Origin of the sequence: Hahella chejuensis KCTC 2396, assembly GCF_000012985.1 — a bacterium.
GTDB lineage: Bacteria > Pseudomonadota > Gammaproteobacteria > Pseudomonadales > Oleiphilaceae > Hahella > Hahella chejuensis.
Window position 1 is genome coordinate 3,467,622 of the sequence record NC_007645.1, and the last position, 26,644, is coordinate 3,494,265.

Here is a 26,644-nt window from a genome sequence, read left to right on the forward strand (position 1 = left end):
TATATCCCGTTTTTAAAATTCGTGGAGATACTGCACGGAAAAGTGCAACCCCTTATCCTGCAAATCATCGCCGTCGGTGCGTACGTTATCTTTCTGCAGCGCTTGCGCCCAGAACAGGTCAACATGTAATCCCGGAAGCGGGTCACCCTGCAAACCCAGGCCCACACTATAGATATCCACCTTTTCACTGGCGTGAGCGCTGCTGGATTCATCCCAGGACAGGCCGCTGTCGATAAAGGGAATCAGGCGTAATTTATAGCGGTCCGCTCCCGACTCCCCCGTTAACACGGGCAGGCGCAGCTCCGCTGACAGGGACAGGCCGTTGTCCCGGACAAGCTGGTTCTCCCTATACCCGCGCACACTGTCGCGCCCTCCCACAGAATACTTTTCCATGGAAAAAAGCGGCGCGAACGCCTTTTGCCCCGAAGCTCGCAGAATAAACCGTCCGCCTTTCCAGACGTCCATCCGTGTTGCATATTGCAGTTGTCCCAATAGCGCGAAAAACACCCCGTTGGGCCCCTCTCCGCCCCCATCTTCCGTGTCAGTTGCACCCAGCACGTCCAAGCCTCTGCGGGCGCTCAGAGAGGCGTATATCGCCTGATCCCGGGTGCGAAGCATCCAGTCCAGGCCTAACTGCAGGGTGGTTGTTGAGGTTTGTCCCTCCACTGCGCCCTCAGAGAAAGAAAAAGGCTCACCCAGCAGAAAAGTCTCACTTTGTTTATGCGCGAGACTCAGGTTCGCCGTCAGCGTAGCGTTGTCGGACAAGTAAAAGGGCTGGGAAAACCCCAGGGAGTAGCTGGAAGAAACGGACTCAATGTCCAGTTGGTCAAAGGGTTCCTCCACCACTCGGGAATCGGAAATGTCATAACTTAATAAAATGCGACTGTCGAAGCGGCTGACAAAGAAGGCGTAATCAACGCCGCCGCTGGCGACCCCGGCTGAGCCGTTCAGGGTTAACGATAGGCTGTCGCCGTACCCTGTCAGGTTGTCGTCGGAAAAATTGAGCGTCGCCTGTTCCGCCCCGACGCTGGGCGTGCGGCGGTTATCCAGGGTCAGGCTGATGCGTTTGGAAGCCGCCTCCCTGACCTGAATATCCAGATCCGCTTCGCCCAGACCGCCGCCTGGCTTCAATTGAGCGTGTATTTGCGCGATCAGGCGATCTTTCTGCAATTGGCGCAAGGCCTTCTGCAGCTCTCCGGCATTCAGAGGCTGGTTGGTTGCCGGCAATATCCGCTGCAACAGATAGGCATCGGCGATGTCATCATTCCCCGTCAGATTGACGGAAGCCAGCCGCCCCTCTACGGCGATCAGCCTGACCACGCCATTGGACACTCTTTGATCCGGAATGACCACGCCGGAATTCACATATCCGCGTTGCAAGTACATGATCGATAAAGTCTGCCGTATTTCCTGTAACTGCTCCATGGTGATCCAACGCTGCAGATAGGGCGCGAACACCGGGTCCGTATCGGCCCGGCTCAGGACAGTGCTGCCCTCAAGAACCAGAGCGTTTAGCAGAAAGCGAACCTGACTTTTCAGTTCCGCCTCCCGTTCCGATTTCTTCAACGGAGGGAGTACCTGCTGCAAAACCTGGGGGGGGGCTCCCGGCTCTGAAAGCATGGGCTCATTAAACAAAGGCTTTACCGGCGACGTCAGCTTAACGCCCCTGGTATTTTCTTCAGCCTTGGGCGATTCTGCGGCGAGCACGGACAAAAGCAGACAGGCCGGACCGATAGCCCCGGGTCTGGCGAGCTGGTTGAGGATGAGGCGTAGCTTGGGCATCAAAAAATATCTATTCCGCCCTGGTTCGTAACTCTAGGCGGCTTACTCCAAGTCTCTTTCCGCTTTGCGAAAACAAATCAAGGAGTGGTTCGGACAATGGGTGATCAAAAGAAAAAGACTGGCCCGCCAGACGATTGAGGACATCCTCTTTAGCGGGCAGCAGCAAGGCGTAAAGAGCGTCTTTGCCGAAAGGCGGGTATACCTTGGCCTGCTCGGGCCAATCCAGGACGCCTTTATTGAACGGAACGTCATTGTCCGCCTCACGCCGGGGATAAAGCACCGTTACGCCGCCTTGAGGATCAAAATCGAGCAGCAGCAAATAGCCGCGCCGCGGCAATTCAAACCGAAACCCGAATACCTCGCCGGCCACAGCGGGAGATTCGCTCTTCCCTTCTCTTTGCAGCTCACCCCTGAATTCGTAGGCGTTAGCGTCAAGCATGGCGTCGATCCGCAGCAGCCACTGCCGGTAGCGCAGTTGACGCAACACCTCCGAGTCAGTGGCGGCCAGCTCCGCAAGCAGTCCTCCGTCGCGATCACGGACTTCGAGCATATTCTCTCTGGGCGCCTGCGACAGATGGATATCTGCATTGTCCTTGACAGTGGATAGGTTTGGCGCGGCCTTAAGCAGCGACGCGGTCAAACTGTGCGCTGCCGCCGCAACCTTAAGCACGGGGGGACGGTTGTCCTCCCTGCGCCGGGATGAAGTGGTTTTGTCCACATCGCCCAGAGCTATTGTCTCCAGAAAGAAGACTGCTTGCCGACTCAGTTCTCCGTCATCCTGTTCCAGCGCCGGCAGCCCTTGCGGCGTCTGATTAAACCGCCGCTGACGCATGCGCCTTTCCACCGTTTTTTGCAATTCCGCATAACTGACCTGACCGTCCCTATCCACATCGGCGTGCGCTGGGGCGTCCAGCACTGTCAGCAGGGTGTCGGTAAAGGCGCCGTGGGGGCGGTTGTCAAAAGTGGGGAATTCATGGAGGCGTGCGGTGGGAATTTCCTGCGCCGCTTCATATTCGGCGGATGCCGCCAGGTAGTACAGATTTTCGTATGGATAGGGCTCGTCTTTGGCGCTAATCAGGCTTACCAGTCCGCCTGCGTCTGTCGGGTAACCCGCCTCTTTCTCGGCGCCCGCTCCCGCCGCAATATCCCAAAAGCGTTCAGGCAATCCCTTTTCCGTTGTGCTGCTCCTCACGGTGTTGCCGGAGTAGCAGGCGTCTATCGCTACAAATATATGACGCCCGCCTTCGTCCAGCCTCTTCAGCCGAGGGCGTAAATCCGCCCTGCCCACGATCAGCTTGGTCATTAACTCATCGAGATTTTTGACGCCGGCGACGTCATAAGGGATAAAAGCGCCGGAAACAGCGGGCAGCGGTGCGCCTATGTCGGCGTCCATTTTGCTGGTGCCATGCCCACTGAAGTAGATGAAGACATTATCGCCGGGACGACTTTCCGCAATCAGTGCGTCGAGCGCTTTTATAATGCCGTCCCTGCTGGCGGCGGCGTTAAGCAGGACGGTAATATCTTTGGGCTTGAACTCCCATTTCTCCGTAAGCATGCGCTGCAGCGCCCGGACATCGTTTACCGGGCCTTCCAGCCTGTGTTCGGGATATTCGCCTACTCCCACCAGCAGCGCGAGGTTAGCCGTCCAGCCTTTGAGGGGAACCGACAGGCAAAGTGCTGCGATGATAAATGCCGTGTTGAGCTTGATCATTTCTTCTTCAGTCAGTTAGCGCGGCTCCAATAGCGACGTGATTCTACGTTAGTTGTTAACTTATGTAACTATCGCCAGTTGACCTAGTCCTTACGCAAACCTAACGCTTCCTGTCCGGTTGGGAATCAGCCATTGTTTAAACGCTTGACGAGGGAAAATTTACCGCATATTGTTTGCGGGAATATTTACCTCAACAAAAAGAGGAGAATATTCACTGAGCAGCCTGAGAGTCAAATGAGTTCAAGGAGCTATAGAAAATGAAATGTATTGATCACTATAAACCCACAGTCCTGGCGGCGCTGATCGCAACGATCTCCGCCGCCGCACTGACGGGAACGGCGGCGGCGACGGATTCGCAGCTTCATGATAGCGCTGCGTCTGCAGAGGTAGTGTTGGAGTTTGTGGATAACGCCGTCGCCTTCCAGAACGGCGTGCATCTGACAGATGAAGACGGCGCTTCGGTCTGGGTGGTGGAACCCGGCGACAGCGGCGGACTTGCGCTGAAAAAACCAGCACAAACGCTGAACATCCGTATCGCTTCCGACTCCTTCGGCAGTGTGAAAGTATTTGACGCCAATGGCGGCCTGCTGCAGGAAATCCCCGTTGGCTCCGGCGCAACCACTGCGTCCTATGACGCCAGGGGCGGGTCTCCCGTTAACCATATAGAACTGGAGAACCAGGGAACCGGCGTCATCACTGTTGATGACATCAATATTGGTGGGACAGTGTCTCAGCAACCGGAACCCATCGTCGAAGTTCCCGTAACCCAGTCCCGAAGCGCGCCTTCAATGTCAATCAAAGCCGCTTGTCCCGCTTATTCTGGAACGCATTCCAGCTATTCTCAGGCGTTCGATACAAGCCAGAAAACCTTCGCCAATATAAAGAGAGGCGGCCATCTACAAGTGGATTTTTGCAAAAAGGTCTCTGTCAGCGAACTGACTGTTAATTATGGCCGGGCGGAGAAAGAGCGCGGCTGGCTGACGGGAAGTAATGATGGAAAAAACTGGGACAAGGTCGCGGTTCTCAACCCAAACGACAACGTTTCTGTCCGCACGTATAAAATCGGCGCCAAAACCGGCTACCGTTACTACCGGATTATCTCTAACGGCAGCAGTTCTCACCGGGATTTCACCCCTTATTACGATGTGAAATTCAAGACCGGCGACTCCGGCGGTTCCGATCCTTCCGATAACAACGGAGCGCCCTACCCGTTAAGCGACTGGGGCATGAGTATCGACTGGTCTACCTATCACAGCGCCGCTTATGACAAGAACGATGGCGGCGACAATTGGCCGACCACCTGGTCGGGGGACGGCAATGTTTACACCGCCTGGGGAGACGGCGGCGGCTTTCACGGCGACCAGCGTAAAGAACGCGCTGCTCTGGGCGTCGCCCGTATCGCCGGAGTTCCCGGGAACTTGTCGCAACTCAAAGCCACCGATCTGGCGGACTTTAAACACTATTGGACATGGTTTAAGGATAAAGAAGGAAATTGGACCAAACCGAACCCGGAAGGAATAAAGGAATGCAAGGGCAATAACCTGCCGGGCTGCGACAAAGCGCATAAGTATGGTTACAAATCCTACGGCATTATCGCCATCGGAAAGTCGCTGTACATGATTGTAAACAATCACGCCGAGGGCATGTACACGCCCGGTTACACCTATCCCAGCGATCTCTATAAGTCCGTCGACAATGGTAAGAGCTGGAAAAAGACCGGGGTAAGGCTTGAAAATGACCTGCTCACGCCGACCTTTATCCAGATGGCCAAAGGCCATGGCAGTTACCCTTATGTTTACATTTACAGCTCTCATAAGACTGACAAGACTCATGGGTTGAACAGCCAGATTCCCGGAGAGATTTATTTGATTCGCGTCTCCACCTCGAAAATTGAAGACCCCGGCGCCTATGAGTATTACGCCGGAGGAAACGGCGGGGCCGCCAAATGGTCGAAAAACTGGAAGGACCGGGCGCCCGCGTTCCAGGACAAAAAAGGCGGCGTTGGCTGGAATTGCTCAAGTTTCTATCACGTGGGACTGGATAGATTCTTCCTGTTTACCCAGCACGGAGAAAATGCAAGCGGCAATATCGGTCTATTCGAGGCGGAAACTCCCTGGGGGCCTTGGAAAACCGTGCATTACGCCAATCAGTTCACCAACGGCAAAGTGGAAGACACCAGCTTCTTGTGGAATATCCCCCTGAAATGGCTTGATGTGAAGAAACATACTTTCACCATGACATACACCGGCATCAAACAGACAGACCGTTGGAACACCGTGAACGGTCAGTTCTACTTGCGCAAAAAATAATCTTTTCAGCAATACCAAAGCATCAGTTCGGTTCGGTTCGGCGTAGCGCCTGCAGCATTACTGGCGGTCTGCGGGCCCCGCCGCTTTTCATGCTGAAACCCACTGATAAACAACCCAATACATAAGGATCATTCATAATGAAAATACGCAATCAGTTAATCAAAGCGATGACGCTCACTCTGCTGACCTCGGGGGTACAGGCTGGGGTGTTCTTTCAGGACAGTTTTGAATCCGCCGACATTCTCTCGACCAACGAGGAAGGTTTCAGATGGGGCTCATTGAATCGCACCTCTATCGTCAGGGACGACCAGTTCATCGTCTGGAAAGGAAGAGGAACGGGCTCCAAGGCGGAAGATGGCCCAGTGGCCGGGCGCAAGTGGGAAGGCTCCGACGGGCGTCACGCCTTGCGCTTTCGGTATCCCGCAGGCGAGGCGTTTGCGGAACAGCGCTTCGATATGGGCGAAGCCCATGGCGAGTTGTGGATCAGCTACTGGGTGCGAGTGCCTATCAATTACTCTCATGACAACGTAGATGGAAGCGCCGCCAATAATAAGTTTTTCTCCCTCTGGATGGACGGATACTCCAATAAAGGGGAAGGTTCTTCCTTCTGGCTGAGTATGGAGCCGGCCGGAGGCGGCAATACCGACCTGGCCTTCACCTACTCCAAAGGCGGCCATACCGCCTCCATCGCCATGCAACAGCATAAGCCTTTCATCAATAAAGCGACGGATCGGGGCAAATGGATGCAGGTGGTCATGCACCTGAAAAACGCCTCATACAACGGCGCCAAAGACGGCGTGATTGAAACCTGGAGACGGTGGGCCGATGAAAGCAGTTTCACCCAGCTCCATAAGGCCGCCAATATTCCCTTCAGAACGCCTTCCCAAGGCCCACAGGGATTCAAGACCGGTTATCTGCTGGGTTGGGCGAACGGAGCCTATGGTCAGGACACCGAGTGGCTGCTGGACGACTTCAAACTATCGGATACCTCCCTGCTCTCCATCACAGACGGCGGATGCCAGCCTAAGCACAGCCTGAGCCGGAATCCCGGAAAAGGCAGCGATGTCAGCTACGCATTTGACGGAGATCTGAGCAACTGGGTTTACTTCCAGGGTGTGGGGCAGCATATCGATACCCAGTTCTGTGAAGAGCGGACATTGTCCTCGGTGAAGATCGCCTTCCATAAAGGCGACAAACGCCAGTACATGTTTAAAGTTCAGACTTCGGAGGACGGCGTGAACTACGTGGACCATTACGAAGGCATCAGCTCAGGAACACTGAACGGAAAGTTCGAGACTTTCGAATTTCCCGAGGTTTCCACCAGGCGCGTGCGCATAGTGGGCCAGGGCAATACCGAGAACGACTGGAATAGCTACCGGGAAATTGAGTTCTCGCAAAGCGACCTGGCTGGCTGCGCGGCTCCCCAATAATATTAATCAGGCAGACAAATAGCTTCCTTCTATTTGTCTGCAACGACAGGGCCTGCGCATGTCAGGCCCTGTCTCCCGCGGCTAGCCGCGCTGGCGCATCATTTGGTCGTCTAGTCGTCCCTATGGTTGAGGCTCTCCAGATTAATCTGCCCATACCCCAATAAACGACCGCCGTGAGCCGCCATGAATGCTTTCGCATCTTCTTCACTTTTAAATGACGCCAGGGACGGCCCCATTCCTGATTTAATCTTTGCGCCCAACACATATGAAGCCGTCCTGGCGTCTATAAGGTGGTCATTGTCTGGCGTATTCCAATCCGTGCGCGACATGTCATGCACAAATACGGCGGAGCCCGGGCGCCGATTTTCTGGTTGAAGCAACCAGGTGAAAAGCTCATAGGTCGAGCAAAACTTAAATACTTGACCATCAGCAAGCACCGCCTCACCTTTGGGGCCAGGCAGCCTGGCGATCACCATCCCGCAGATGTGACATTCGTCTTCCGGTTCAAAGTGTACCGCCGACAATTGCACACTGGCGTCGCTGACGGGATCGCGGCAGCCAGTAAGGCCAAGTAGTACGAGAATTAGTAAAACACCCAAGGAGGACTTCAGCGTCCATTCATATATTCCAAGCACCATATCACCTGCTTCTGTGAATAAGCATTAAAGATCACAACCTGCTTCGCTTTCTGGCGGATTTGGGCCCCTAAATCGCTCTTCGCGTAAAGGCGATATGCGCCAGCAGAAGAGGCGCGGCCACCCATACCGCCAGACCGAGCCACAACCCATGCGTCAGAGGCAAATCCGCCCCGATCGCCAGCGCGCCGCTGACTCCGCCAAACCCATTCATCGCCGTCAGATTGATGAGACGATAGATATCCGTCGGATTAAGCATCAATAACCAGGGAAGAGTCTCAGGGCTCATCCGGCCTTCGGTGGAAGTCAGAATCGCCAATAAAGCCAGATCAAACACCAGCACAAACAGGAACCAACACGACAACGCCAACCCGGCGGCGCGTTTTTTCTCCGTCACCAGCGCGCTGACAAGATACGCAAGCGCCAGAAACGACCATCCCAGTAGTGTGGATGACAGGATAAAGCGACCGAAAGCCGCTAACACTTCACTGACAACGACCCCTTCGGCGAAGATGACAATCGCCAGAGCGGCGGAGCCGAAACCTGTTACTGCAGCCAAACCAAGAATTATGCTATGGCCGCAAAACTTTCCTATTAACAAGTGCATTCGACTCAGGGGGTAAGTCAGCAGCAATAATAAGGTTCCGCCTTCATCCTCTCCGACTATCGCGTCATAGGCTACCAGCAGTGCAATGAGGGGAATCAGAAAGCTGGCCAGACTAGTGAGACTGGCGATAGTGGTCTCCACACTGGAGAACCCGATTTGACCTGACGCGGCGGAGCCAAACCAGGCAATGCCAATCGCCAGTATCGCAAACGTCATGGTGATAGCGAGCAGCCAGCGGTTGCGTAAGCCGTCGCTGACCTCTTTTTGGGCGATGCGCCAGATCTGTCTCATTGCCGCTTCTCCTCTGTTTGCGCAGGGTCATCGGCGATGAAATACCGATACAAGTCCTCCAGGCCGGGCTGGTGGATATCCACATCCTCTACCTGGATGCTGGTCAGCAATACTTTCAGCAGTTCCAGCTTATGTTGCGCGTCGGTGGCGATTTCCAAACTATGGGCGTTAACCGGACGCATATTGGGAATCTGGTCTTTCCAGCGCTCCAAACATTGGTCCCGGTGCTTGACGCCCGACAACCTGACCCGAATCGGGGCCTGCGCCTGACGGCGCAATTCACCCAGAGAGCCATCCGCCCGCAGACGCCCATGGGCGAGGATCGCCGCCCGGTCAATATGAGGCTCCACTCCAGGCAACACATGGGAGCATAAAATGACTCCTGCGCCCCGACATCGCAGTCCATCCACCAATTCATACAAATCAGCGGTTGCAATGGGGTCGAGCCCCACAGTCGGCTCATCCAGCAGGAGCAGCCGGGGTTCGCCCAATAGCGCCTGAGCAAGCCCGAGACGTTGTCGCATGCCTTTTGAGTAGGTTTTGACTTTCTGGTTCGCCGCTTCCGACAGTCCCACTTGTTCCAGCAGGCTTTTCACCTGGGTCAAAGGCGCTTGTTTAAGCCGCGCGAAGTAACGCAAGGTCTCCAGTCCGCTTAGTTGCGGATAGAACATGACATTTTCTGGCAGATAGCCGATCTGACGGCGCATATCCACCTGATTCGGGCTTCGCCCCAGGGTGAGCACATTGCCGCGATCTGGACGAAGCAGTCCAAGTATGAGTTTAATTGTCGTCGTTTTGCCGGCGCCGTTATGTCCGAATAATCCCAGCACTTCGCCTTCCCCCAAAGTCAGATTGAGGTCATGCAGAACCTGATGACGGCCGTAGTACTGGCTAACCCCTTCCAGGTGAATCATGCTATTTCCCCCTCCCCTTTTTACGGCAAGCCGTTTGTGCTTCATGTTGTACTGTATTCCGCATCAACGGGGCACTATCCCTGACGCCAGGAGACTTCACTACGGGAAAGGCCTGTTGCGCCCAACGCAAGACGTCGATGGATGGACTGTGCATCAGCAATCGGGCTTGTGGGTAGGTCCATAAGAGTCGGTCCACGTTATCATTGGGTTCATAGGGAACATCGCCAATCCCATCGGCGTTACGATCCCATCCCAGATAATCGCTCCAGTAATTTCCTTTTCCATTCGTTGACCACTCTTGCAGGCGTGTCGCTACGTATTTCACTTGACGCCGATTATGAATAAACGCATTCCCCCCCACTAAGTTATCTTCTGAGCCGGCCGTCAGATGGACGCCAATATCGCTCTGTTCAAAGCGGTTGCGCTCAAACACGTTAAACGGTGAGTTATAAACGAATAAGGCCTTACCTTCAGCGCCATCCACCCCTACCCCCGCCATTCCTCCCTGCTTCACGGCGACGACCTGATTGTTGCGCAAAGTGGAATAGGTGATGTAATTCATCAAAATGCCGTAGTTCTGATCCTGTTCGGAATAGTTTCCCTCTACGGTCAGGTTACGACTCTGCATCAGCGCATAGCCTGTGCGGGTGCGCAAGGTGCAGTTATTCAGCACCGCATTATCGTGTGAATACATGTAATGCACTCCGTAACGCAGATCGTGCAGGAAGTTGTCGGCCAGGGTGTTATTGTTGGAAGTGTCGATGTAGATGCCATCCCGCGTTTGCGACACCTCATTACCTTCAACGAGAGCGCCAGTGACGGCGAACAGATGAATGCCATTGCCGCGATCTTGTGAACGCACGCTGACGTCGCCTTGTATTTGGTTGCCGCGCAAGGTGACGTTGGGAGTGGCGTCTACCCAGACGCCAAATCCCGGCCCGCTCAGACGGACGTTCTCCACCACCGCGCCAGCGGCTTGACGCTCAATGAAAATACCGGCGTCCAGGTTTGTCAGATTACGTCCCCAGTTTTGAATCTCACAGTCGCGGACGGTTATGTCCGGCGCCCTGAGACGGAGTCCGTGCCCCTGACCGCCGGCGTTGATGACGGCGCCAGGCAGGCAACGAAAATGAAGGCTGCGGGAAACGGCGAAATTGCCTTCGTAAACGCCCTCCGACAGCACCCACTCTCCATCGGTCGCCTGGATCATCGGCAACTCTTGCAGAGTCGCCGATGCATATCCCGCCGCAAGGCACAGGAGTGACGCCTGCGCCAGGCTAAAGCCAGAAACCAGCCGTGACAGGAATCCGCGCATGGGATGTCCGAGCCTCAAGCCTTTTCCACAATCATGCGGCCGCGCATTTCCATATGCAGGGCATGGCAGAACCAATTGCAGTAATACCAATGCACGCCCGGCTCAGACGCTACAAAAGTGACGGACGAGGTCTGCTGGGGACTGATTTCCATACTGACCCCATGATTCACCATACAGAAGCCATGGGAGACATCCTCCACCATATCCATATTGGTAATGTAAACGGTGACTTCATCTCCCTGTTTCACCCGAAACTCAGTGAGGCCGTAGATTGGCGCGACGGAGGTCATGTACACGCGCACTTTATTACCGTCGCGAATAACCTTGTTATCCGTCTCTAAAGTAATTCCATCCTTTTTGGCTTGCGCCACGGCGGAGGCGAAGAATGGGTCATCCCGGCTCCATATTTTCAGTGGGCGGATCTGATCCCGGCGCACCAATATACAGTCATGAGGTTCAGCGTAGGTTGGTCCATCATGGACCAAAGCCATCTCGTCCCCAGAGATATCGATTAACTGATCATTCTCTGGATGCAGCGGCCCCGCAGGAAGGAAACGGTCTTTTGAGAACTTGCAGAGCACCACCAGCCACTTTCCATCAGCATCCCGGGACTCGGTCAGGCTGGCGTGGTTGTGCCCCGGCTGGTACTGTACGTCCAACTTCTGCTTAATATAGTTAACCTTCTCTCCGTTATAAGCGCGTATGGCTTCGGCGATATTCCACTTCGCCACCTGACTGTCTATAAACAGCGTCGTGTAGGCAAAACCGCGGCCGTCGAAGGTGGTGTGCAGCGGCCCCAGGCCCAGCTCCGGTTCGCCTACAATGACGTCGCGTTCGTCTTTAAACTTGCCGTCAAACAGGTCATCCAGCTTATCGATGGCGATGATGGAGACCGTGGGCGACAGCTTTCCATTCGCCATGAAGTACTTGCCGTCAGGGGAGGTATTTAGTCCATGCGGGTTTTTAGGAACGGGGATGTAACGGGTCAGCTCAGAACCATGACGGCCGTCCACCACCGGCGTTTTGGCGTCGCCAATCGTTTTGAAGTTACCCGCCTGAATGGCAGCCTCAATTCTCGGCACGTTGAACACCACGACCCAGTCGCGCTCGTTGCGCATGGTATCCGTCAATAGCAATCCTTTTTCGGAGTTATAGCACGTCGAGGCGACATACTTACCAGTGTAGTCCGCATCGGTGTTATCCAGATTACCGTCGACAATGACCTGCCAGGCGACTTCCATGGTGTCCGCGTCTACAGCATTGAACATGGTGTAATGGTTTTCCAGATTTTCCATGTCTGTGCCGTCATTGGGCTGTGGAATCACAAACTCAGCATTGCAAAACACATACTTGGTGCGGGGAACTTTCTGTAGCCGCAAACCATGGATCGCCTGCACATTCGGAATGGTGGTGATTTTATCGCACTTCATGATGTCCAGGCGGATACGCGCCACCCGGGTATTGGCTTTGTCGTTGATAAACAGATATTTGCCGTCATACCGCCCATCCGTCATGGACACATGAGGATGGTGGGCGTCGCCATTGGAAAACCGCGCTGACTCTCCCAGCACTTGTTTACTCTCATTGGTCAGGCCCCATCCTGTGGCGGAATCCACATTGAATACGGGGATGCGCATTAATTCACGCATGGAAGGCACCCCCAACACCCTCACTTCCCCTGAATGGCCTCCGCTCCAAAAGCCATAGTATTCATCCAGCTCTCCAGGCTCCACCGAGGCTTTCTGATGCGCGGTCTTTGCCGCCGCCGCCCAGGATTCCGGGCTCATGATGGAAGAACCGAACCCCGTCATCGCAGCCATTCCGGTAACAGCGGATACGCCTGTCACCGCCGCTCCGCCAAGGAAGCCGCGACGACTGATTCCAGAATCCCGGGCATCCGGCGTAGTGTGTGACGATTTGTCTGCATCTTTCATAGTTAAGCTCCTGTTCATCAATGGAATCAGCCGTCCAGTTGCGTCGCCGGGATGCGTTCCGGCCTGGGCGCAGCGGCATTCTTGCGCTGGCGTTTGTTTTTCAGCACCAGCGGCGGACATTTACGCTCGTTGTGATAGGTCATCTGGCAGTCAAGGCAGTGATGGCATTCGTTGGCGTTGATGCGGCCATCAGGATGAATCGCCTGAATTTCGCATTCCACGGCGCAGAGTTGACAGGGGTTCCCGCACTCTTTTCGCCGCTTTAGCCAATCGAACAGGCGGAATTTAGTGGGAATCGCCAATGCCGCCCCTAATGGGCAGAGGTAGCGGCAGTAAAACTTGCGGGTGAAAACGTTAATGAGGAGCAATACGCCGGCGTAGGCGACAAACCACCATTCCCGGTTGAAAAGCAGCGTTATCGAGGTTTTAAAAGGCTCCACCTCCGCATATTTCTCCGCCGTCGCCATGGATTCCAACGACACTCCGAACAAAGCCAGCAAGATGATGTATTTCACCGCCCACAAACGCTCGTGGAGACCGAACGGCAGGTCAAATTGGGGGATCTTTATCTTGCGCGCGGCTTCATTGATCAGCTCCTGCAGAGCGCCGAAAGGACAGAGCCAGCCACAGAATACGCCGCGTCCCCATAACAGAATGGTCGCGGCGGTAAATGTCCACAAAATAAAAATCACCGGATCAATCAGGAATAATTCCCAGTGAAAATCCTGCATGACCGCATGTGTAAAGGTCAGAACGTTGACGATGGACAGTTGCCCCAGCGCATACCAGCCAAGGAAAACCACCGTGTAGAGAAGGTAAATGCGCCGTAAGTGATGGAGTAAGCGTGGAAAGCGTACGAAATAGTCCTGCAGAAACAGAATGACCAGCAGCAGCGCCAGGCTGACGATCACTACGCCAATCTGCATGCTTTTATTGCGCCAAATGCTGATCCAAATGGGCTCAGGGTCAGGTTCATCCACCACTAACGGCGCAGGTCTGCTCACGTAGGCGTCGGGTATCTGATAGGACGCGGAGAAGCTTGAGAATACGCCCTCCACCGGGCCCGTTTGTCGCCGCACCAGCAGCTCAAGCTCCCAGGAGCCGCCAGGATCGAAATCATAGTGTGAGCGAATCACAAAAATCGCCATCTCCCGAAATTCCGGCATGCCCTGAGCGTAGACGTCGCTTAAGCGGTAATAATCAAGATCGCGAAAACTGATAATGTCGCCGCGCTGACGCAACTGCACTCGATCGAATATACCGCCGCGGACATAGCCGGAGCCTTTGAAGGAATAACGTCCTTCCGCCATCACGGCAATAGCGTGTTCGCCTGGCTTTAGTTCCTCCATCAACCAGCGATACTGGCTTTCGCCAAGCAGGTTGCGGCCTATCGTGGGCGCATTCAGATAGGCGTAGTACAAGTTGATAAAGGTTTCATCCCTTGAATCGGGCGGAGCGTCGTCGACGCCTTCCGCTGCGGTACCCCGAAACGACTCATCCACCTGCCCGCGACTCAGATGTAACCGACGTATCGCTCCGGCGCCTGTCAATTGAGCCCAATCTGCGGTATTGAATAAATCCTCCAACACTTCCGCACGTATCGGCGCTGTGGCGTTGGCGTTGATCAGACCCAGAGACGTCGCCACTTTACGAACCGAGCGCATGATTGACTCATTCACCACCATAACGGTCACCGTGGCGCCGGTAATCGCATCCACGCTTTTGGTCGCGGAGTCTGAATGTCCCACCACCACCCGATCGTTTGCGCCAACTTCTTGATAGCCGGCGACAAAATCAAACAGCTTTTGCTCAGGAATGCCGACTAGCAGGATCGGCTCATGATGTTCCAGAACGACGGCGTCTTTAATGGTCCCTTCAGCGTCAAGAATGATATGAAGATTGATGGGCTTGCCTGAGTAGGCGGGAATCTGAAAAACGTCATGGGTTTGGTAAGCGTAACCAAGCGTGTGATTGCCCAGACTGATTGTGCGGACTGGAGGATCGCCCAGGGGATCTGAGATAACGTCAGCCTGAGGAAATATCTCGTTGATGCGTTGCGCCTCAATCGCCGTCAGCCCTTCCTCAGCGTAACCCCAAGTTGGCGTTAACAGCAGAAGTACGGTAAGAAAAACCCACCGTAAGCAACCTTTGAACGAAGATTCCACGTTATAACTCCTGGCGTGCGGCGTGACAGCATTGCCGCCCCAAGGTTAAAAGGGTCTGTTTGATCTCTTATTGATACATATCAAGGTGATTCGGATTAAGACCGCGCCTATCTCTAAGGAGGTATAGGGCAAAAAGACTTGCGTGCTCGTCATTGCATGCAGGTAAATTCGAGACTTTCGTTGCGATTCTCCGCCTTGCGCCAAGGGTGCGGCAGGGGACTCAAAAAGAGTGTGGACCTGATGGGGATACGGGGGAAACTTGATCCCCCCTGCTCCCCTATTTGCGTCTACGCAAGCACTCTGGAGCTTATATCTCGTAAAGAAAGATATTCAACGAATTCCCCTTCCGCTGAGACCGGAATGATCTTTACAGCGCAGGTCTTGTTGCCTTTTTCACTTATCCCTCGCTCAAACTCCAGCTGGCATCCACTTTTTGCAATGGTTGTCATCTCAGAGTTGGTAGGGCGTGTCCCCCCGGAAAAACGCACATGCGATACATGGAAAAAGAGGTCGCTCGTTTTGCCAGATTCCTCCTTAACGGTCAGGAAACCAAAGCCCTTGTCCTCTCTCCAGGAACCCGCCTTGATGGTGGCGATCTCACGAACTGGTTTTGTGACCTTCTCTTTCTTTTCCGTCTTGGTCGGCTGTTTGAGAGCGGCCTGATTTTTCTTCAGAAACCCGTGGATCTTATGGCCATGTTCGCCATCCGGACGGTAAAAGGTATCCACGCCTTGACTCAGTTCAGTGGAAATATTGTCGAAAGCGAATGCCTCCACCTTTTTGCCCTTGTGCTGCAATGCGGATACGACGCGGGAAAAATCACCGTCGCCACTGCCAAGGAGAACATAGTCAAGATTGTCGGTCTGGAGCAAGGCGTCTACGGCCAGTTCCAGGTCTACATTGCCTTTTGCGTATACGGTTCCGTCTTCTTGTTGGTATTTTTTCAAGGGTTTCTCGAACACTCTGAACCCGGCGTTGCGGATATCACTGCGGTGTTTTCGTTGTTCCTGCCGGTATTTGGCGTCTTTTTGTTCCCTGTCTTCATCAACCGCCATGTAGGTATTCGCTCGAATGACAAGCATCCCTAGATCTTCCACAAACTTTATGATGGCGCTGTAGTCCAGCCCCTCACGATCCTGTCCATAGATCAAATTGTCATTGTCGATGAATATGCCGGCTTTTAGCCCATCGTATTTCATGTGTCACTTCCGCTCTGAGTCGCTTATAACCTTTTTACTCATTATATCTGGCGGAATCTCGGCTGCCCTCCCTAATTCGTAACATTTACAAGTGGGTGGCCTTGGACGCTGTGAAAATGACGGAACGCCGACGCGCTTATTAATATGGCAATGATATTGACATGTTGATATCTGGCGCATGAATGCGCCTGCGCGGCGGAGAGCCGCGGGAGACAGGGCCCCTGTCGTTGCAGACAAATAGAAGGAAGCTATTTGTCTGCCTGATTAATAGTATGCAGGAGAGGCTACTGTTCGTGCGGTATACAGCAAAGGAATATGAACTCCACCTCTATGGGTATTGGCTCGTCGGCCTGGTCCTGGGGGGTGATTTGTAGAGTCAGGCTTTCTCTCTTGCCTGCCTCCTGACCAAGCAATTCTTTTATGGGGGACTCGATTTTTATTTTTAGGTTCATTCCTTCGTTGTTGTCCGGGTTTCTTGGCCGGACGGAAAAAAACGATAATGAGCCGATATAGTGGAGCGCGCCTCCCTGTGTGTGTGCAACGAGAAACACATCGTAGTTAGGGCTGCCGGGTTCACCGAAGATGCGATGAAAGTTTAGGAATACCCGTGAGTCGCACAAAGACTCGCGATTGAAATGAGGTCGATTTTCCTCATAAATTCCCAGCCGGATTTCTACCTCATCCCCTGACAAGATTAACGGTCCAGGATGCTCGGCCATAATGTTTATGGAAGGTGACGCCATAATCAATTGAGCCAGATCAGTAATGGGTACACCGCCAGCGCACAGCACATCCAGGACACCAGTCTGGTTTCTCTGGGCAGAAGTATGCGTTCATATAACAGAACAGCCGTCACAATCATCATCAGCCAAAGATTGTGCCCGGCGATTACCAGCGCCAACATGACATGAAGGCAGGCTTTTACACAACTCATGCCCTTGATTAGGCCAAAATAGACTGTATCCCTGTAGGCATACCAGCCACTGATTCGCATGGGGACGCCGCTGCTGCAGGCAAAAACGGCTTTTCTTCGGGATGATGTATTGTTCCAGACCGCCGCCGCCAAAAAGGCAAGCGACCCAACAGGTAATGGTGAGATCACGTCATGCTCAATATAGGGCAGCTGATACAAAATTCCCCTGATAACCTCTACCACAGCTCCTGCGATCAGCCAGACGATTGCATACCCAGACACAAGAAGGGGCATCAACCTTAAGTGTTGATACCGTGGCATCATGATTTTTACCCGCCGGACTGAACCGCTGAGCATGGGCAGCATCATCGCTGAAACCATCATTAGCCAGGCCAGCAAACTACCAGAAAGCGCCACAATGGGAGTGGCTGACATAGGGTGATGTGAGTGTGCGGAGCGGCTCAGCTCAGCCGAAATCAAATATGCCCAGCTCAGCGCGCTCACCATGAAAAGCCACCAGTAGGGATAAGCCGTTGTCAGACGGCTCATCCTGTCGCTCATGTCAGCATACCGTTCGCTAATCAATTTCACTGTGCAAACTGACTCTGCCAACGTTTATTTCGACATCACTGTCCTGCTTTGACTGGGGGATCAATTGGACCCGAATTTTTTCTTCGTCCCAATCGTCACGCTGCCTGAGCTTGTTAATCGTGTCGGAAATATCGAGAGCAAAGTTCAAGCCGCCGCCATCACTCTCAACACTGGGAGTTGAGGCATTTTCGAGGCCAAACAGTCCAATACAGCCCACGAAGTTTTCTTCGTTGCCTTCTTCGTTATCACGGTTGGTGATGAACAGATCGATCGGGGACGTTGCGCCTTTACCTTTCACGTTACTGATTCGCAAAATGGTTCTTTTTTCGTCATCAGCTCTGGCGGACTTAAGGCGTGCGCCTCTTACCGGCTGAGGCGTCATGGTCAGATCCATGGGCGCCATATGATCGCCGACCGAAAAGCTGCCTGGGGTCGCACCGACAACATCCATTGGCGGCGCTGTTCTTCTGACAGGCTTGGTGGAAGGAAGAGGAAAGGACGGGGTATATACATAACCCAGTAATTCGGTCGTCTCCACGTCTTTGACCGCCATTTCGACAGGTTGGCCATTGCCGTCATGGAACTTGAAGCGGAAATCCTTCCACGCATTCACAGCAGGGTTGGTGCGACCTGCCTGAGCCAGCCACACCTGCCACAGCCGGTCGATATTAGCATGGTGTAGCCAGAATATGGGGTCGAGAGCAGCCGTGTCGGGATTCCCCATGGCGCCGTTAATATCAGTGTGCACAACGTTGTGTGGAAGGCTTTCTAGTTGCCCGGTCTCGCCACCTGAGTGGGCGAATCCTGTGACTCCGCCGCCAAAGCTTAAGTCATTGCTGATATTGGTAAACTCCACTTCATTCATGGCGGGCCAGGGATTAACGTTGTTCTTATTCAACACATAGTTGCGCCGGTTTTTTATCCATAAAGCGGCGAAGTCGGTATTGGGCCCCTGGGAAGACCCAAACTCAGGTGGGATTTGCAGGGCTTGTTGTTGCTCACTCGCCTGAGCGCTTGTGTTATATGCGTCACAGTAATTCCAGTAGGGAAGCGTCCAATCTGAGGGCCCGCCCATGTCACGGATTGCCTTGGCGACAATCTCTTCGAAGTAGAACAGGTACATGCGGTGCCACGGCAGGAAGTACCAGGTACCGTGCTGGCAACGGTTCCAGAAGCCGCTATTGACGGTCTGCTGGGATGGCGGAAAACCTGTGGCGTCCTGCCAGTAGGTTAAAGCACTGGGGTAGATTGCGTAGCCGTGAATGGCTCCTTGGTACCACCAGCTGGTGGGATCGTTAATGTCCCTGGATTTCATTTCCTCAACGGCTCTTGAGTACCAGGACAGCGTCTCGTCTTGCAATTCGTAAACGTTTTGTCTTGTTTTCATGGTGACCCTCCTTGGGGCGCTGCGCCACATCCAAAGGTAGTTCCAATGTATAACTACCTTTTGTCCGTTAAATATAGATGCTTTTAAAATATTTGGTGGAAATGTGATCAGCCCATTGCGTTCCTTCATTTTATTGGAGGGCTGGCTAGGTGGAACGCCATGCTGCAAACCTAACCATTATCCCGATCATACTCCCGTCGGGCATTGCGAATTTCATCGTGGTGTGCGTTGGCCCATGAAACCAGTTTCCAAAGTGACTTGGCCAGACCTTCTCCCAGAGAAGTCAGTTTATACTCCACTTTTACCGGGACTTCTGGATAAACCGTGCGGTTGACGTATCCATCCCGCTCCAGATCTCTCAAGGTTTGCGTCAGCATGCGCTGAGAGATGCCTTCGATTCGGGTTTTCAGGGAATTGAAGCGATCTGGCCCTTCAACGAGGCTGAATAAGATCAGCATCGACCATTTATCCCCTACCTGACTGACCACATTTCGAATCGGACAGTCTTCATTTTGCAAGAAAACTCGCTTGCCGTTTTTGGTCTTGGTGCTCATTACTCTTCACTCACAGGTTATCAAAAGGTAACTAGGGCATATTTTAGTGCCTAATTGTTGTCCAGAATTCTTTTATGTATGTTAGTACACATTAGTAACCAACATGAAGCCAATTTTATGACTCAATCTCTACTTAACCTGGCGTTAAATGAATATGCGACACGCCGCGCAGACTCTGGAATCGATTTCTTTGCGCCTAAATACGTCGCTGTCGGCAAGTTTAATGTTCGGTATGTTCGTCACGTCAAAGAGGGTGCTCCAACTTTAGTGCTGCTCAACGGCTTGCCTCAAAGCATCCGCATCTGGGAGAGTTTTTGGGAAAGGCTCTCTCATGATTTTAATCTGCTTGCCTTCGACATTCCTGGTTTCGGACTTACCAAAGCAGATGAAAGCGATATGTCGCCGAGAAAACTGGGGCAAGCCGTCGTTGAAATAATGGATCACTTTGGCATTCAGAAGGCGCACCTGATTGGCCCCGATGTGGGCGTTCCCACTACGCTTGCGGCCGTTATTGCTCACCCAGAACGCTTCGAGAGTATTAATATTTTTGACGGTCCTGGCAGTTATCCGCCCAAAATGTCTCCCATTTTGACGGCGGTTATCAAATCAGGTTTCGTCAGATGGCTTGCGAAGGGGCTAAATAGAAAAGCGGTTATGAAGACTAACTTTATGGTCGCAGTGAAAGAGGGCTACAAACGTTATCGGCCCACAAAAAATGCAATTCGAGAGTATTACCAGATAACCCATGACCTGCAAAGTCATCGTTGCGCCATGAGTTTCTTTGGCGCCTACGCTCAGGATCTCCCCTGGATTCAGGAACGTTTACGAAGTATTTCGGTTCCTGCCTTGGTTACCTGGGGAAAACTCGATCCGTTCGTTGACGTCAGCAACGCCGACTATCTTGCAAAGCATATTCCCTTGAGCAAACTCGTCGTCTTTGAAAACGCCTCCCACTTTTCATCTGAAGATGCAGGAGAAGAATATCTAAAGACGTTAACTAATTGGTGTCTGGGTGAATACAAGGGGATACGGGGGAAAGCCTGATCCCCCTGCTCTTTTATTTGTGTCTGCGTTGCTGCGACTCCGCTCTGTCTTTCCATCTGACTGGCGGAGTCTCAACGGAAGTTCAAGAGATATCCTCCACTGCCGCGTCGAGGGCGGCGATATCGATCTTCTTCATGGTCATCATCGCTTCGAATGCGCGCTTCGCCTCGATCGGGTTGGAGCTTGTGGTCAGATCAAGCAGTCGTCGCGGCGTGATCTGCCATGAATATCCCCAGCGGTCTTTGCACCAGCCACAGGCGCTCTCCGCGCCGCCATTCTCGATAATGGCGTTCCAATAGCGATCCGTTTCTTCCTGATTCTCCGTCACGACCATGAAGCTGACGGATTCATTGGGAGTGAAAACCGGACCGCCGTTGAGGCCGACAAACTGTCGGCCAAGCACCGTGAATTCGACGGTTAACTCAGTCCCTTCCTGACCACCGGGAAAATCACCAGGGGCCATGTTGACGCGGCCGACATGACTGTCAGGAAAAGTGGCGGCATAGAACTCAGCCGCTTTGCTGGCTTCACCGTGATCAAACCACAGACAGGTAACGAGGTTGGACATCTCTGCTCTCCTTATTTGTTGGGCACAAACTCTTTGTTGCAATCACTGAGTAGTCGTTCAGCGACATCCCATTTCGACCGTCGTGCGCAAAAAATCTTGAATGTAAGCCTATTACTCCTACGGTACGATTTTTTGATCAGGCTCCGCTTATATCCTGTTTCTGTCGCCCCCTTGAAGGGAGCCATCAGAACAGTGTGTGCATTTAATGATGTTTATTTCATTAAATCGCTATGACATTTCAGAAGCTTTTTCCATAGCATGTTCAATTCATTGTCGGTGCTGGGGTACGGAGGGGCGAACTCAGGTATATGTAGCCAGCAGTCCATTTGTGAGGGCTGGATATACTCAACCCTATCATCAACTAAGATGGTGCTGCTCATACTTGAGTATGGTATGAAATTTAGATTTTTGTATTCGCCGCTCTAATTGATATATTCAATGTCTTTAAACCATTCAGGGGCTACCCCTTCATCTGAAAGTAAAATTGCTATTTTGCGAAACCGTTCTTCGTTAATGGCGGTAAAAATAACAATTCTTTGGAATGCCTGCTTACAGTTTGTCAAGAATGGATGCAAGTTGGGCCGAGGTATTTGACTCATCGCATTCGAGATCAATGTACCCTCAAGGTCTAACGCCAAAACAGAGTTCGGCGCAATTACAATATCAGAGCTTGATTTTGACTTATTGCTATTCATTGATGTTGAGTCCTGTTACTCGTCGTAATCCTCACAAAAACCGGGCATCCACAAACTCTGGCGACTGCCAGCGATCAGCCTGATTGTTACTGATGAAGTCGCCATACCAGGATTCGAGATCTTTGTAGTTGGCGGAAATTGTCTTCTTATCAAGCCCGGCTTCCTTGAGTTGCGCCATATCGGCGAACTGGCTTGCTTGGGGGCGCACCAGGGCCACTGACAACATGCCTTCAAAATCGATCGCACCGCTCAGTTCGGGCCAGTATAAAACCACATCCGGCGTATCGACGGTCTTAAACGCCGAGGCGGATCTTAGCAGCGCCATTAACTTCTCCGCTAAACGTTCATCCGGCCCCATTACAGACATCACGAAAAAGCGAAATGTATCGGCGTCGTATTTCAACAGGGCGAAGTAAGGACCGCCCAATTATTCCAAAAAAAGCCACATTAGGCGTCGGGCGTTTGCCTGTACTTGCTTGATCGTTACGATGCGCCTTTACTCGGAAACCCGAAAATTAACCTGCGTGCCGTCTGGTAGATCTTTTATTAGGAAGTTCATTTGACCCGACAAAGCAAAATGAATCTCTATATCAGTGAGTTCGAAGTTTTCTGGCTCATATTTTCCACCCAAAACTGGCAGCCGCTTAAAGCCATACAGTTTACCCCGCTCAAGCACGGAGCCTTGCTCTTTGAGTTGAAGCACCAAAGGGACCAAAAACCACTCGTTGAGAAGCTCATTATCTTGCAGCTTTATTTTGAACTCTTCGTAAGACTCCGCAACTTTCTCAAACTCGGCGCTACCTGCAATGAGCCAATATATTTCCCCTGACTCATTCTGTAGGAAGGCATCTCCAATAGAGGTCACTAATATCGGCAGCGATTGACCTACGAGCCACTTCCAATCTTCGACTAGTTTATTTCGATCAATGTGTGTAAAGCTGACCGTAAGGTCATTCCATGTTAAAGGCATTTAGTTCTCCCTGAGGCATAACGTTCAGCTTATAAGTGTGTTGTTTGCGAATTTTTCAGCTCATGGCTACGTGTTTTCATTATCCTTGAATACATTCTTTTCAAACCAAGCCTCTGAATGGACTTCTTTATCCACAAGTTCCAGCGCTTCTCTCAATTTGGATACGGGAATTTGGACTAACTCCTTTCCAGACCAAAACTCTACAAATTTCTCTTCGCTTTCTTCGTCAGCGTAAAATTTCAGCAGCGGATAGTCTACACTTTCATCTATAGATTCGTTACCCGTATCAATAAATAGTTCCAATGTCATTCCGAAATCAGAAACAAATTGAGTAGCTATTTCGTCATTTTTAAATCGCTTCATGGTCCCCACTCCACACATAACGCCTAAAGCATTGACCTTACTAATCCTGTGTGCTTTGGCTTTTTATAAGTCATTATCCAACCAGCAAGTTGGGTACTCTAATTTAAGCATTATGATCTTTAGCTCATCCACACACAGCTTACCCTTTGAGATAAAGGGCAAACAAGCAATACCCCATGCTAGCCATGCGGCAAGAGGAATTGAAGCAATCACAATCACCTCAAGTAAGCTCGAATCCTTAGCCCCCTCAGTAGATGTAGTCAACTCTTCAAAGCTAAAACCCAGAAGAAAACCGACAGAAAAAAAATACATTATATGAACGATAAAATACATCGGAATCCATAAATTTGAAATGCGCTTTAATAAAGCAGCCTTTTCCGATTTCAAATAATCATATTGCTTATGTAGTTTCATTTTAATTCATAAAAAACAGTTATCGCGCATTCGCATTCGCATTCGCATTTTATCTGGACCAAGACTTCGTAGAAAACTCATCCAGCCCACTGTGCTTCCTATGTTACATCCGCTCTCGTGTCTAACGCCAAAAAACGTCGCATCGTGGCCTACCATCTACACAACCGGCTCCATTTCAGGATCGATACCTTGCCATCAACGGCTTAGTAACTATCTCATAACCCCCACTTGAATTTTTTAACCTTTGCCGGTTCACTGAGGCGCCACTTCTCTGATAAGGAAACGTCATGTCACAAAAGGACTCAAGCGCCCCGTCCAGTAAATCGAAACCCCTGGACACTCTATGGGAAGTACCGGACGAGCTATGGCTACGAATCGAACCCATTTTAAAAGAAGACTGGCAACCCAGCGCCAAGGGTGGCCGCCCCATCGGCAACTGGAGGGGCTATTTGAACGGGATTATTTTTCGGATGCGTTCAGGCTGTCAGTGGAACCAGTTGCCCCGCCGATTTGGGGATGACGCCACGGTCCATCGCTGGTTTCAGCGCTGGAGTAAAAACGGCGTGATGGAGAAGATCTGGGCGAGTCTATTGCGAGACTGCCAGGAACTGGAAGGGGTGGACTGGGAATGGCAAAGTGCGGACGGCTGGCTGGGGAAAGCCCGCTTTGGGGGGGGAGAATGTGGGGCCGAACCCGACAGACCGAGGCAAGAAGGGAACCAAGAAAAGCCTGCTGGTGGAAGCCGAGGGAGGCCCCTTGGGACTCGTCATCGCCGGAGCCAATGTCAACGACCATAAGCTGCTGGAAGCGACGCTGGAGTCGATTGTGGTAGAGCGTCCGGCTCCAACGGTGGAGGCGCGGCAGCATTTATGCCTGGATAAGGGGTATGACAATGTGGCGAGCGAAGACGTGGCAGCCCGGCATGACTACATACCGCATATCTGCCGAATTGGCGAGGAGGCGCAGCCAGCGGACCGTCATCCAAGTGGAAAGCCCCGGCGTTGGGTAGTGGAGCGCACGTTTGGTTGGCTGTCTAAGTGCCGTGCGTTACTGATTCGCTATGACAAAAAGGACAGCAACTATCTGGGATTGCTGCAATTGGCATGTGGTCTGTTATGGTTTCGGCGGATGTGGCGGCTACAGGGGCGTCAATGAGGTTATGAGATAGTTACTTAGCAGAAGACATCTCAGATGCAGGCATTAATATAATGCCTAAAGTACTAGAAGATGCCTACAAAGACGACAAAGCCGAGATAAGACAAAAAGGTTATACTCTCGCCTACAACCCGCCACCGCTTTATAGCAGGGGCACTGAGTGGACTACACCAGCTCAGAAACAATCTTCCGCCTCGTTTACTGAGACGAAGCTCGCCAAAGGGCTTTATCAAGCTCACAAAATGGGACAACATATTAAGATTGCAGCAACCGGTGATGGATGCTTGCTTTTACTTAAGGCGTTACAGCAATTACCAGATATGCAGCTTAATAACTTTACTCTGTTTATGGGTGCTCCACGAAAAATAGCCATCCCATTATTTAACGAAGTTGAAAAGCGCGGGATAAAACTTGCCTCTGATGTAACTAAAACGCAGTCATATGACTGGACTTGCGTAATGTCAAAGGTTTATGACAGCTTCAAGCTAGCAAACAAGGTTGAGGGCTTTGGTGGAGACCCTGCAAAAGCCCATCAAGTGATAAGAGCACAAGCAAGAACAGATGCAGCATACACCATTGGTGGTGCATTGGGTGCTGGCGGCTCAGGCTTTGCTCTTGGCAATGCCGGCTTAAACCTTGCCGCAGGGATGTCTATCATCGAATCATTTGGTGGTTACTGGACAGTCGGTACAACAACAGTTGGCCTTTTGCTTGTAGCTGCTAAGATGAGAAATTTGCTGGCGAACTCATCAAAATCCTCCGCACTAAATCCGCATATGCATCCCACACGAAGCGGCACAGACTTTGATGCTCAAGTTGTAATCAGGAATGGCGGTTACCTCAAATCATTTTTCGCTCTTGCGAGAGATATGGCGGGGATGGCCAAATAATGCGTTGGCTCAGACGTTTCAGCGCAAACAAAATGAACCCAATGGGGCCAGACTTTAAGTCTGCTCCACTCCTTCATTTCAACTTGTCTGGAACATCATTTAAGTTTCACAGTCCTCGAAGCGAACTGGTATCAGGGGTTACGCAAGGACCGCTGAAAATTGATCTATACAAAGATGAAGCCTTTGAAGCATGGAGCAATAACAAAGGCTTTTCATGCTTGATGATTAGCACTGGCTGGAAATATTGGGACAAGCCATTTGGAGAGGGCGCAATTGGCTCTCTTTCACTAAAAGTTAGAGTCCGAAAACGTCACCCACACTTCAATAAACCTGGCTCACTCTTTTCACCGTCTGAGCTTAAGCTATGGATACTTGAGTATTGCGAGGATGTTTGGGGAAGCTTTAACAAAAATGAGTGGGCACGGCGGCATAACAAGGTAATTGATATCGACCCTGAAAGGGATTTTTTCAGGTATCCAAAGTCTAACTCAGATATAGAAGTGTCAACATTCGCAGGTACAGACTGGTACTCCTACACTGTTGGCAAACCGTCCTCGCCCAGACAAGCTTTATATCACACACCAATATCCGACGATCATGACATAGCCCTGCATTTTGAGGCTAAAGCCCTAAACCGCGAATATAACAACGGTGACCATAATATTGATGACGCGGTTGAGCGCTCAATTTCAGACTTCATGGCCACCACAAGTTTACAGCTCTCAGAGGAATACCAAAAACGGAAGCAAGAAGCCCAAGCAAAAGAATAGCCCTCTCTGAAGGCTCCGCAATTCAACCATTACCACCT

General features: G+C 52.0%; 25 protein-coding genes. 6 read left to right on the top strand and 19 right to left on the bottom strand.

Annotated elements, in window-relative coordinates; all coding sequences use genetic code 11:
• Positions 1-12 precede the first annotated feature (12 nt).
• Together HCH_RS15165 and HCH_RS15170 are read right to left on the bottom strand one after the other, a co-directional pair.
• Positions 13-1,782 (bottom strand): ShlB/FhaC/HecB family hemolysin secretion/activation protein, encoded by a 1,770-nt coding sequence (locus HCH_RS15165; RefSeq protein WP_011397198.1) that lies wholly within the window; start codon positions 1,780-1,782, stop codon positions 13-15.
• A gap of 10 nt (positions 1,783-1,792) precedes the next feature.
• Positions 1,793-3,493, bottom strand: a complete 1,701-nt coding sequence (locus HCH_RS15170; RefSeq protein ID WP_011397199.1) for a caspase family protein — start codon at positions 3,491-3,493, stop codon at positions 1,793-1,795.
• Positions 3,494-3,750: 257 nt separating this feature from the next.
• Between HCH_RS15170 and HCH_RS15175 the strand changes: the two genes are divergently transcribed.
• Complete coding sequence (locus HCH_RS15175; RefSeq protein WP_011397200.1) at positions 3,751-5,802, top strand: DUF4185 domain-containing protein; 2,052 nt, start codon at positions 3,751-3,753, stop codon at positions 5,800-5,802.
• A gap of 137 nt (positions 5,803-5,939) precedes the next feature.
• Entirely contained in the window at positions 5,940-7,232 is a 1,293-nt protein-coding gene (locus HCH_RS15180; protein WP_011397202.1) for a discoidin domain-containing protein, read from the top strand.
• Between the two features lie 110 nt (positions 7,233-7,342).
• Here HCH_RS15180 and HCH_RS15185 read toward each other — a convergent pair whose 3' ends face one another.
• From HCH_RS15185 to HCH_RS15235, 11 genes are all read right to left on the bottom strand, one after another.
• Entirely contained in the window at positions 7,343-7,870 is a 528-nt protein-coding gene (locus HCH_RS15185; RefSeq protein ID WP_083769777.1) for a nitrous oxide reductase accessory protein NosL, read from the bottom strand.
• A 67-nt stretch (positions 7,871-7,937) separates the two neighbouring features.
• A complete protein-coding gene (locus tag HCH_RS15190; RefSeq protein WP_011397204.1) occupies positions 7,938-8,765 on the bottom strand; it encodes an ABC transporter permease in 828 nt (275 codons plus the stop codon).
• Positions 8,762-9,679 carry an ABC transporter ATP-binding protein gene (locus HCH_RS15195; RefSeq protein ID WP_011397205.1) on the bottom strand — a complete coding sequence of 306 codons (918 nt, stop codon included), beginning with the start codon at positions 9,677-9,679 and terminating at the stop codon, positions 8,762-8,764. Before HCH_RS15195 ends, HCH_RS15190 begins: the two co-directional genes overlap by 4 nt.
• A gap of 1 nt (position 9,680) precedes the next feature.
• Entirely contained in the window at positions 9,681-10,994 is a 1,314-nt protein-coding gene (locus HCH_RS15200) for a nitrous oxide reductase family maturation protein NosD (protein ID WP_011397206.1), read from the bottom strand.
• Positions 10,995-11,008: 14 nt separating this feature from the next.
• A complete protein-coding gene (gene nosZ, locus HCH_RS15205; protein ID WP_011397207.1) occupies positions 11,009-12,928 on the bottom strand; it encodes a TAT-dependent nitrous-oxide reductase in 1,920 nt (639 codons plus the stop codon).
• Positions 12,929-12,954: 26 nt separating this feature from the next.
• Complete coding sequence (nosR, locus tag HCH_RS15210) at positions 12,955-15,093, bottom strand: transcriptional regulator NosR (RefSeq protein WP_011397208.1); 2,139 nt, start codon at positions 15,091-15,093, stop codon at positions 12,955-12,957.
• 287 nt (positions 15,094-15,380) lie between these two features.
• Positions 15,381-16,292, bottom strand: coding sequence for an NYN domain-containing protein (locus HCH_RS32400; RefSeq protein WP_011397209.1), 912 nt, complete (start codon positions 16,290-16,292; stop codon positions 15,381-15,383).
• Between the two features lie 284 nt (positions 16,293-16,576).
• Positions 16,577-17,035: a hypothetical protein gene (locus tag HCH_RS34260; RefSeq protein WP_041598688.1), complete on the bottom strand. Its 459-nt coding sequence runs from the start codon at positions 17,033-17,035 to the stop codon at positions 16,577-16,579.
• A 2-nt stretch (positions 17,036-17,037) separates the two neighbouring features.
• Positions 17,038-17,766, bottom strand: a complete 729-nt coding sequence (locus HCH_RS15225) for a DUF2182 domain-containing protein (RefSeq protein WP_238385001.1) — start codon at positions 17,764-17,766, stop codon at positions 17,038-17,040.
• A 16-nt stretch (positions 17,767-17,782) separates the two neighbouring features.
• Positions 17,783-19,183: a tyrosinase family protein gene (locus HCH_RS15230; RefSeq protein ID WP_011397211.1), complete on the bottom strand. Its 1,401-nt coding sequence runs from the start codon at positions 19,181-19,183 to the stop codon at positions 17,783-17,785.
• A gap of 170 nt (positions 19,184-19,353) precedes the next feature.
• Entirely contained in the window at positions 19,354-19,737 is a 384-nt protein-coding gene (locus HCH_RS15235) for a winged helix-turn-helix transcriptional regulator (protein WP_011397212.1), read from the bottom strand.
• 117 nt (positions 19,738-19,854) lie between these two features.
• Between HCH_RS15235 and HCH_RS15240 the strand changes: the two genes are divergently transcribed.
• On the top strand, positions 19,855-20,781 hold the full coding sequence (locus HCH_RS15240; RefSeq protein WP_148212584.1) for an alpha/beta fold hydrolase: 927 nt from the start codon (positions 19,855-19,857) through the stop codon (positions 20,779-20,781).
• An 82-nt stretch (positions 20,782-20,863) separates the two neighbouring features.
• Here the strand turns inward: HCH_RS15240 and HCH_RS15245 are convergent, their stop codons facing one another.
• The 6 genes from HCH_RS15245 to HCH_RS15270 all read right to left on the bottom strand — a co-directional run bounded on the left by HCH_RS15245 (position 20,864) and on the right by HCH_RS15270 (position 23,791).
• Entirely contained in the window at positions 20,864-21,349 is a 486-nt protein-coding gene (locus HCH_RS15245; RefSeq protein ID WP_011397214.1) for a VOC family protein, read from the bottom strand.
• 422 nt (positions 21,350-21,771) lie between these two features.
• A complete protein-coding gene (locus tag HCH_RS34620) occupies positions 21,772-22,044 on the bottom strand; it encodes an NIF family HAD-type phosphatase (RefSeq protein WP_011397215.1) in 273 nt (90 codons plus the stop codon).
• Positions 22,045-22,075: 31 nt separating this feature from the next.
• Positions 22,076-22,369, bottom strand: coding sequence for a hypothetical protein (locus tag HCH_RS15255; protein ID WP_148212585.1), 294 nt, complete (start codon positions 22,367-22,369; stop codon positions 22,076-22,078).
• A gap of 171 nt (positions 22,370-22,540) precedes the next feature.
• On the bottom strand, positions 22,541-23,014 hold the full coding sequence (locus HCH_RS15260; RefSeq protein ID WP_011397217.1) for a DUF1851 domain-containing protein: 474 nt from the start codon (positions 23,012-23,014) through the stop codon (positions 22,541-22,543).
• Positions 23,015-23,080: 66 nt separating this feature from the next.
• Positions 23,081-23,377: a hypothetical protein gene (locus tag HCH_RS15265; RefSeq protein ID WP_011397218.1), complete on the bottom strand. Its 297-nt coding sequence runs from the start codon at positions 23,375-23,377 to the stop codon at positions 23,081-23,083.
• 63 nt (positions 23,378-23,440) lie between these two features.
• On the bottom strand, positions 23,441-23,791 hold the full coding sequence (locus HCH_RS15270; protein WP_041598690.1) for a hypothetical protein: 351 nt from the start codon (positions 23,789-23,791) through the stop codon (positions 23,441-23,443).
• Positions 23,792-24,123: 332 nt separating this feature from the next.
• On the opposite strand from HCH_RS15270, the gene HCH_RS33180 reads away from it, so the two are divergent.
• The 3 genes from HCH_RS33180 to HCH_RS15285 all read left to right on the top strand — a co-directional run bounded on the left by HCH_RS33180 (position 24,124) and on the right by HCH_RS15285 (position 26,606).
• A protein-coding gene (locus HCH_RS33180) for an IS5-like element ISHch3 family transposase (protein ID WP_085944396.1) occupies positions 24,124-24,946 on the top strand; the annotation gives its coding sequence in 2 pieces (ribosomal slippage) (positions 24,124-24,449 and positions 24,448-24,946; 825 coding nt in all).
• A 53-nt stretch (positions 24,947-24,999) separates the two neighbouring features.
• A complete protein-coding gene (locus HCH_RS15280; RefSeq protein WP_011397219.1) occupies positions 25,000-25,836 on the top strand; it encodes a hypothetical protein in 837 nt (278 codons plus the stop codon).
• Positions 25,836-26,606 (top strand): hypothetical protein, encoded by a 771-nt coding sequence (locus HCH_RS15285; protein WP_011397220.1) that lies wholly within the window; start codon positions 25,836-25,838, stop codon positions 26,604-26,606. The genes HCH_RS15280 and HCH_RS15285 overlap by 1 nt, the downstream gene beginning before the upstream one ends.
• Positions 26,607-26,644 lie beyond the last annotated feature (38 nt).

Bases quoted from the DNA above. Each gene is read 5' to 3' on its own strand.
- HCH_RS15165 (WP_011397198.1), bottom strand. From the start codon at position 1,782: ATGCCCAAGCTACGCCTCATCCTCAACCAGCTCGCCAGACCCGGGGCT.
- HCH_RS15170 (WP_011397199.1), bottom strand. From the start codon at position 3,493: ATGATCAAGCTCAACACGGCATTTATCATCGCAGCACTTTGCCTGTCG.
- HCH_RS15175 (WP_011397200.1), top strand. From the start codon at position 3,751: ATGAAATGTATTGATCACTATAAACCCACAGTCCTGGCGGCGCTGATC.
- HCH_RS15180 (WP_011397202.1), top strand. From the start codon at position 5,940: ATGAAAATACGCAATCAGTTAATCAAAGCGATGACGCTCACTCTGCTG.
- HCH_RS15185 (WP_083769777.1), bottom strand. From the start codon at position 7,870: ATGGTGCTTGGAATATATGAATGGACGCTGAAGTCCTCCTTGGGTGTT.
- HCH_RS15190 (WP_011397204.1), bottom strand. From the start codon at position 8,765: ATGAGACAGATCTGGCGCATCGCCCAAAAAGAGGTCAGCGACGGCTTA.
- HCH_RS15195 (WP_011397205.1), bottom strand. From the start codon at position 9,679: ATGATTCACCTGGAAGGGGTTAGCCAGTACTACGGCCGTCATCAGGTT.
- HCH_RS15200 (WP_011397206.1), bottom strand. From the start codon at position 10,994: ATGCGCGGATTCCTGTCACGGCTGGTTTCTGGCTTTAGCCTGGCGCAG.
- nosZ (WP_011397207.1), bottom strand. From the start codon at position 12,928: ATGAAAGATGCAGACAAATCGTCACACACTACGCCGGATGCCCGGGAT.
- HCH_RS32400 (WP_011397209.1), bottom strand. From the start codon at position 16,292: ATGAAATACGATGGGCTAAAAGCCGGCATATTCATCGACAATGACAAT.
- HCH_RS34260 (WP_041598688.1), bottom strand. From the start codon at position 17,035: ATGGCGTCACCTTCCATAAACATTATGGCCGAGCATCCTGGACCGTTA.
- HCH_RS15225 (WP_238385001.1), bottom strand. From the start codon at position 17,766: ATGAGCGACAGGATGAGCCGTCTGACAACGGCTTATCCCTACTGGTGG.
- HCH_RS15230 (WP_011397211.1), bottom strand. From the start codon at position 19,183: ATGAAAACAAGACAAAACGTTTACGAATTGCAAGACGAGACGCTGTCC.
- HCH_RS15235 (WP_011397212.1), bottom strand. From the start codon at position 19,737: ATGAGCACCAAGACCAAAAACGGCAAGCGAGTTTTCTTGCAAAATGAA.
- HCH_RS15240 (WP_148212584.1), top strand. From the start codon at position 19,855: ATGACTCAATCTCTACTTAACCTGGCGTTAAATGAATATGCGACACGC.
- HCH_RS15245 (WP_011397214.1), bottom strand. From the start codon at position 21,349: ATGTCCAACCTCGTTACCTGTCTGTGGTTTGATCACGGTGAAGCCAGC.
- HCH_RS34620 (WP_011397215.1), bottom strand. From the start codon at position 22,044: ATGAATAGCAATAAGTCAAAATCAAGCTCTGATATTGTAATTGCGCCG.
- HCH_RS15255 (WP_148212585.1), bottom strand. From the start codon at position 22,369: ATGGCGCTGCTAAGATCCGCCTCGGCGTTTAAGACCGTCGATACGCCG.
- HCH_RS15260 (WP_011397217.1), bottom strand. From the start codon at position 23,014: ATGCCTTTAACATGGAATGACCTTACGGTCAGCTTTACACACATTGAT.
- HCH_RS15265 (WP_011397218.1), bottom strand. From the start codon at position 23,377: ATGAAGCGATTTAAAAATGACGAAATAGCTACTCAATTTGTTTCTGAT.
- HCH_RS15270 (WP_041598690.1), bottom strand. From the start codon at position 23,791: ATGAAACTACATAAGCAATATGATTATTTGAAATCGGAAAAGGCTGCT.
- HCH_RS15280 (WP_011397219.1), top strand. From the start codon at position 25,000: ATGCCTAAAGTACTAGAAGATGCCTACAAAGACGACAAAGCCGAGATA.
- HCH_RS15285 (WP_011397220.1), top strand. From the start codon at position 25,836: ATGCGTTGGCTCAGACGTTTCAGCGCAAACAAAATGAACCCAATGGGG.